This is a genomic window from Chamaesiphon sp. VAR_69_metabat_338, assembly GCF_031423935.1.
Lineage (GTDB): Bacteria > Cyanobacteriota > Cyanobacteriia > Cyanobacteriales > Chamaesiphonaceae > Chamaesiphon.
In genome coordinates this window covers 1-7,016 of the sequence record NZ_JANPGM010000022.1, presented here as the reverse complement: position 1 = coordinate 7,016, position 7,016 = coordinate 1, and the positions used below count along the sequence as shown (strand labels likewise).

The following is a 7,016-nucleotide window of genomic DNA, read 5'->3' as shown; positions in this document are numbered from 1 at the left end:
GGATCTGGAAAACGAGCGATCCAGAGTTAGATAAACAAGTCCGCCAAACTTATGCTGGCGACGTGCCTAAATATCAACGCCCGATCGATTTGGAAATCCACGGCGAAGTTAACCAACAATTAATCGCGATCGCCCGCGATGACATGGGACATGTGGTGCAAGCAGCATCGGAAATATTGTTAGTTGCCGCTCAGAACCAACCGCTGACTACCGAGAAACTTAGCTCTCAATTAGGACGCTTGGGGAACACGCCATTTTGTTTGGGAAATCTGACGAATAATGTAGTCGGCGATCTGATGTTACCTGTCAGCGCGCTCAATCAAATTCGGCGCGAATTAGTGGACAAATTAACCGCAGCTCGCAGTCAACCAAAATCCTGGCAACTATCAGACAAAGATCGGCTAATCGACTTATTGCCAAAAGTCATCCATCCGGGTCTAAATCCGCCGCAACTAATTGTTTTAGTACGAAAATTAGACCAAATTCCGGCGGCGATCGCATCGGGAATTGCCACGATCTATTGCGAACTCGAAGATCCGCGCAAATATCGCGAAGCCGTGCAATTAGTTCGCGCCGCCAAGCATCTGAGTATTGCGCCGCAAATTTTTGTCGCGCCACCGCGCATTACTAAGCCTGGGGAAAATTGGATTTTAGAACAAGTGCGATCGAGCGATGCGGATGGTTATTTAATTAGAAACTACGACCATTTAGAGTTTTTTAAAACCGATCGCTGCGTGGGTGATTTTGCCCTGAATGTGGCCAATCCACTGACTGCTGACTATTTCTACCAAAACTATGCTTTCGATCGGCTCACGGCTTCATACGACCTGAATATCGACCAATTAACCGACCTGATTCGCAGTTGTCCGCGCGATTGGTTTGAGGTGACAATTCACCAACACATGCCGATGTTCCACATGGAGCATTGCGTCTTTTGTGCCTTCTTATCTGAAGGCACCGACTATACTAATTGCGGTCGTCCCTGCGACGAGCATCAGGTGAAATTACGCGATCGCGTGGGCACGGAACACATCCTCCAAGCCGATGCTGGCTGCCGGAATACGGTCTTTAATGGCGTCGCGCAAACGGGGGCTGAATATATCCACCGCTTGGTGGAATTAGGCGTCTACAATTTCCGGTTGGAGTTTGTGAATGAGTCGCCAGCAGTAGTTAGTGAAACGATCGGTTATTATCAACAACTATTAGGCGGTCAAATTAGCGGTACCGAATTGTGGAAAAGTCTGCAACTAAGCAGCCAGCTCGGCGTGACGCGCGGTTCATTGGGCGTGTAGAGACAACTAAAAAAGTAGGGTCGATCGATCGACCCTACTTTTTTAGTTAGTAATTGTTAGCTGAAAACTTAGAAGCGTAAACCAGCACCGAGGGAGACGCTAGTGCTTGAATTGTTGCCATTAAAGGGGATTTGCACCGAACCTAATAAAGCAACGCTATCGCTGACATTAAAATCGGCACCGACTTGAGCATAACCAACGGTGTTATTATTATTACCACCAGTCTGGAAAGCTGCGCCAACACCAATAAAGGGGGTGATTGGGGTGGCTGATTGACGCAGATCCCAGTCATAAGTCAGACTAGTACCAAGCTGCGCACCACCGGAAGGAAAGGTAGCAAACGGACGCAGGGAGATATTGTCGGAGAGACCGAGCTTACTACCGATCCCAAAGACACTTTGGCCGCCACCGAAAGTAACTACGGGGCCGACGTAGTTGTTACCGATGCCACCAGCCATCGCTGCTGTTGGGGTTTGAGTAATTGCGGCAACTAGGCTAGCGAGGATTGCGGGTAAGAGTAAAAGTTTTTTCATATGGGATAATAATTGTTACAAGTTATTAAGACGGTTCGCGATCGAGATTGGTTCCACTTAAGTAGTATTTTTCTAGAAATTGTACGATTGGGTAGCATCGGCTCTGCCATAGTTAGGATCTCGGATACCATGACTCCACACCTCACCCCAGAAGTTCGCCAAATTATCGAGCGCGTGCTCCAGCTCGAACGAGATCGACTCGATCGCAAAAAAAATTCGCCGATTAATGATGATATCCTCAAGATTGTCAAAGAGGCCGTCATATGAAGCTGACGACCATTCGCCTGTGTAACTTCCGGCAGTTTTATGGTGAAACCCCAGAAGTGCGGCTGGCGACCGATAGAGATCGCAATACCACCATTATCCACGGCAACAACGGCGCGGGTAAAACCACCATCCTCAATGCGTTTACCTGGGTACTCTACGAAAAATTCACCGCCGCCTTCGCCGAATCGCAGCAATTAGTCAATAAACGCGCCATCGCCGAAGCCGAGATCGGTACCGCCATCGATACGTGGGTAGAAGTCGCCTGGGAACACGATGGCAAACGCTACCGCGCCAAACGAATGTGTCGCGCCTACAAGCAGCCAGACACGGTGAATATCGTCAACAACGAATTACTCTACTTATATATCGGCGACGCCGATGGTAAATGGCTGCACCCCCAGCAGCCGCCAGACGAAATTATCGGCAGAATCCTCCCCGCTAGTCTCCACCAGTATTTCTTTTTCGATGGCGAACGGATCGAGCAAATCGTCCGTCAGGATAAACGACTAGAAATCGCCGAAGCGACTAAAATTCTGCTGGGTGTAGAAGTCTTGAATCGATCGATTAAACATTTGAGTGAAGCGCGGAAAACACTCGAAACCGAACTGGCTCAAATCGGCGATACGACGACCAAAGATTTACTCAAATCCCAACAACAATGCCAACAAGAAATCGATCGAATCGAACAGCGTCAAGTGGAGATTGCCAGCGAAATTGCTAATTTCCAACAGATCGATCGGGAAATTAATAGTTGTTTACTCGAACTAACTGCGGCGAAAGAGACTCAAAAACAACGCCAAGCATTAGAGAGCAGCAAAGCTACCCATCAGACGCAACTCCGCCAAGCACAGACGGCGATTAAACAATTAATCTCCACCCAAGCACATACTGTTTTACTGACAAATTTAACTCAAGACTTCCAAAAAATTGTCGCGGAATTACGCGATCGCGGCGAGCTAAATCAAGGCATCTCCCGCGAATTTCTCGCGCAATTACTCCACCATCAAGATTGTCTGTGCGGCACGAAATTACATCCCGACACTCCTGCATATAGCCAAGTCCAAACCTGGCTGTCTCGCGCTAGTATTGCAGTCATTGAAGAGACAACCATGCGGCTGATTTCGCAAGTTGAAGCTCTCCAAAGTAAAGGTGGTGAATTCTGGCAAGCGATCGATCTCCAACAACAAATCGTTACTACCGCTCGATCGGAAATTAGTCAGTTAGAGATCCACATCGATAATCTCGAATCGCAACTGCGGCAAAATACGAACGTAGAGATTAGTAATCTCCAAAAACGGCTCGATGATATCGATCTTAAAGTTCGCGATCTCACCCTCGCCCAAGGTCGAGATCGGCAACAAATTAGCCATCTCGAAGGCCAAGTTAGCGCGTTCGCCAAACAAATTACCAAACAACAATCGAACCAAGATCGGCAAAGTTTGGCACAACGTCGCATCCAAGCTGCACGCGCAGCAATTGACGAATTAATCGCCATGCGCGATCGCCAAGAACAACAATTTCGCTTAGAACTCGAACAGCAAGTTCAAATCATTTTTAAAACAATTTCGGTGACTCCCTATCTCCCGAAGATTACTGAAAAATACGAACTAATCTTAGTTGAAACTACTAGAGGTGTCGAAACGACTGTCGCTGCCTCAACAGGTGAAAATCAGATCCTCAGTCTCTCATTTATCGGCGGCATTATCGATCGCGTCCGCGCCTGGAGCGCGCAAAAATTACTGTCAGTCCCTCAGAGTAATACTTTCCCAATCGTCATGGATTCGCCATTTGGCAGTCTCGATCGGATCTCGCGCCGTCAGATTGCCCAGATTCTCCCGCAACTAGCCAATCAGTTAGTCGTCCTCGTCACCAAAACCCAATGGCGCGACGAAGTCGAAACCGAAATGCATTCAAAAATTGGCAAGCAATATATCCTGACTTACTATACTTCTAAATTAGATGCTCCCGAAGACTATCTAGAGATCGACGGACGTTGTTACCCCCTAATTCAGCATAGTCCCAATGATTTTGACTATACTGAAATTAGCGAGATAGTCTAGTCAAATATATTAGTCCTATTTGATTTGCAAGAATATTGTAGGGTGTGCGATTGCCAAGCGTAGCGCACCAAATAAAATAGCGATTGATTATCAATTATCAACTATCAACTAATGGATCGCCAATTACTCCTAGATTTACTCGCTGAAGATCGAGAAGTGGACTTGAATTTTAATATTTATATCTTCGATACTTTAGCATCAACAAATGACAAACTAGCAGAATTAATTACCACAGAAAATGCCGCTCCTGGCACCGTAGTAATTGCCAAACACCAAACAGCCGGACGCGGACAAAGAGGTAAACAATGGCAGTCAGAGCGAGGTGGATTGTATTTGTCGCTCGCGATCGCACCGGATTTACCAGCGATAAACGTGCATCAATTAACGATGGGAATCGTGTGGGGGATCGCCGATCGCTTGAGACACGAAGGTCTGCCGGTATCGATTAAATGGCCTAACGATTTGATGTTAGCCGATCGCAAACTCGGTGGAATTTTGACTCAAACCCGAATTGCACAAGGCCGAATTTATCAAGCGATCGTTGGCGTTGGTATTAACTATGCCAATCCAGTCAGCGGTCAAGCTATCAATTTAGCACCCCATCCTGATTATCAGCCAAATTACCGAAATTTTTCCCTGGAGATGTTAACAAGCTGTACTATTAGGGGAATCATAAGAGGGTACAAACGGTGCACTCCAATCACGATCGACCGTCTATTGTCGGACTATCTAGAACTACTCAATGCTCGTGGACGTTCAGTGCTGGTGGATGGTAAGTTAGGGACTGTATTGGGAATCTCACCACAAGGAGATTTACACATCAGTTTTACGACTGCTACGGCGGCAACGGAGACTTATCTTCAACCTGGTACTTTCAGCTTGGGCTATGAGAATTAGTTACTTTGGGCATCTGCAAAATCGATGATTTTGCGATGAGCTAGAGCGGATGAATAGTTCTGAACTGGACTGCGTTAAATTTATAATAATTATGAGCAGCAAGGCAGAAAAAACATTAAATTATTCACAACAGCATCCTCGGCTGAGTATCTTTTTCCGAAATCCTCTCTTGTTGAAGATTGTCGCTTGGCTGGGTAGCCTCAGCTTCATCGGTGCCAGTGGCATTGTCTGGGCGGATCTCAAACCGATCTCGACCGCTCAAACCATCCCATCGGAACGAGTCGCAACTCCCACCATCGCTGCCGCTGGCACCGATACCGACGCTCAAACCAGCAGTCGCGACATCTACGGCCCTTACCTGCCAACCGCTCAAAAGCAATCTCCAGTTCGAGTTACACCAGAGCAACTGCCCAATCGTGAAGTCCCAATTGCCGTTGCCCCTGGTTCTGCTTCGATCCTCCCCACTGGCACCATCGTCCGTCCGCAACATGCAGATGTATTGACCGCAGACAACTACACCGTCGGTGTCAATGGCGCGAATTCTGTACCGACGGCCACCGAACCATTCATTACGATTCCAGTTCCCGCTCCATTGAGATCGACAATTCCTCCCCAAAATAGGGAAACAGTCTCGATGACTGGTAGCCAAGTTCAGCCCAGCGTACGTCCACAACCGACTACTGGTTATCGCTCGGTGCCGGAAGTTGTCAAGCTGCCTGCGATGACTACATCCTTGCCCACAACTGTTAATTCTAATTCGCGGACGGGAATTCCCATCACTGCGGTCAAACCTACTGTTGTGACGCAGATGAGACCTACTGTAATCGGTAGAACCGGCAACCCTCAACCAGCATTAACAGCTCCATTAACGACCGCAGTCGTACCAGTCCACACGCAAGATGCGCTCGAAATTTTGGTACCCTCGCCACGCACTCAAAAGTACCAAGTGCCCCAGGTCGCACAACTACCTAGAGTCGCTGGTGTGAGCGTCGTCCCTGTCGTTCCGGCAATCCCGACTGTCAATACCGGCACTGCCAAACCTCTCGCGTTTGCCAGTACCAAACCCAATGAGTCCAACACTCAATTGATTTACCCGCTCACTAGCCCCGCACCCACTACTTCCAGCTTTGGTTGGCGGACGCATCCGATCTCTGGCAGCCGTCGCTTCCATTCTGGTGTCGATATCGGCGCACCGATGGGCGCACCTGTAGTCGCGGCTGGCTCGGGAATAATTATTTCCTCTGGTTGGCTGGGCGGCTATGGTAAAGCCGTAGTCATCCAACATAATGGCGTTCAACAAACCCTTTACGGCCACCTATCGGAAGTTTTCGTGCAACCCGGACAACGCATCGAGCAAGGTACCGTCATCGGACGAGTCGGCAGTACTGGTAACTCTACTGGCCCTCACCTCCACTTCGAGGCGCGAATTTCGACTACTGATGGCTGGGTAGCGATCGATCCAGGTGAAGATATTAAGTATGCACTGGACAATTTACGTCGCTCGATGCCCTTTGCCCAAGGTGAGTTACCACCAGGCATCAATTAATCGCTATTACCGAACTTAATTAGGAGTATCCTGGTAGCGATCGTTACTAGGATATTTCTTTAAGAGGCTAATATCGATCGGCTGGCAGGGTATATTAATTGATATGGGGATCGCCCCCAATCTTTTTAATTAGTTTGCAACAACTAGATCGACGGATCGTGCTAATTTAGCTGTAATTTAGTGCCAAATTCATCGAGTTTATTTACAAGTTCAATTTAGTCCTATTAGGAAATCAGGTGGCATGTTACTCAAGTCACAAGACGTAAGTTATTGTCAACTTGTACGTCAGTTCGGAACGATCTCAGAGATTGTGAGTGGGGTAAATTATCAAGGCAATTTATTTGCACGTGGTAATTCTTATCCTCAACAGCAACGTCAAGCCGCAATTACAGAAATGCGTCGTAGTTATCTCGACCCTGAG

The 7,016-nt window shown here is 47.8% G+C and carries 7 protein-coding genes; 6 read left to right on the top strand and 1 reads right to left on the bottom strand.

The window, feature by feature from the left end; all coding sequences use genetic code 11:
- A partial coding sequence (locus RMO84_RS00720) for a DUF3656 domain-containing protein (RefSeq protein WP_310486498.1) occupies positions 1-1,292 on the top strand: 1,292 nt, incomplete at its 5' end.
- 68 nt (positions 1,293-1,360) lie between these two features.
- Here the strand turns inward: RMO84_RS00720 and RMO84_RS00715 are convergent.
- A complete protein-coding gene (locus tag RMO84_RS00715) occupies positions 1,361-1,825 on the bottom strand; it encodes a hypothetical protein (RefSeq protein WP_310486497.1) in 465 nt (154 codons plus the stop codon).
- Between the two features lie 129 nt (positions 1,826-1,954).
- Between RMO84_RS00715 and RMO84_RS00710 the strand changes: the two genes are divergently transcribed.
- The 5 genes from RMO84_RS00710 to RMO84_RS00690 all read left to right on the top strand — a co-directional run.
- On the top strand, positions 1,955-2,092 hold the full coding sequence (locus RMO84_RS00710; RefSeq protein ID WP_310486496.1) for a hypothetical protein: 138 nt from the start codon (positions 1,955-1,957) through the stop codon (positions 2,090-2,092).
- Complete coding sequence (locus RMO84_RS00705) at positions 2,089-4,152, top strand: AAA family ATPase (RefSeq protein WP_310486495.1); 2,064 nt, start codon at positions 2,089-2,091, stop codon at positions 4,150-4,152. The genes RMO84_RS00710 and RMO84_RS00705 overlap by 4 nt, the downstream gene beginning before the upstream one ends.
- A gap of 111 nt (positions 4,153-4,263) precedes the next feature.
- Positions 4,264-5,049 (top strand): biotin--[acetyl-CoA-carboxylase] ligase, encoded by a 786-nt coding sequence (locus RMO84_RS00700; protein ID WP_310486494.1) that lies wholly within the window; start codon positions 4,264-4,266, stop codon positions 5,047-5,049.
- 91 nt (positions 5,050-5,140) lie between these two features.
- Positions 5,141-6,595 carry a peptidoglycan DD-metalloendopeptidase family protein gene (locus RMO84_RS00695; protein WP_310486493.1) on the top strand — a complete coding sequence of 485 codons (1,455 nt, stop codon included), beginning with the start codon at positions 5,141-5,143 and terminating at the stop codon, positions 6,593-6,595.
- Positions 6,596-6,836: 241 nt separating this feature from the next.
- Positions 6,837-7,016 (top strand): hypothetical protein (locus RMO84_RS00690; protein ID WP_310486492.1); only part of this gene is annotated, 180 nt, incomplete at its 3' end.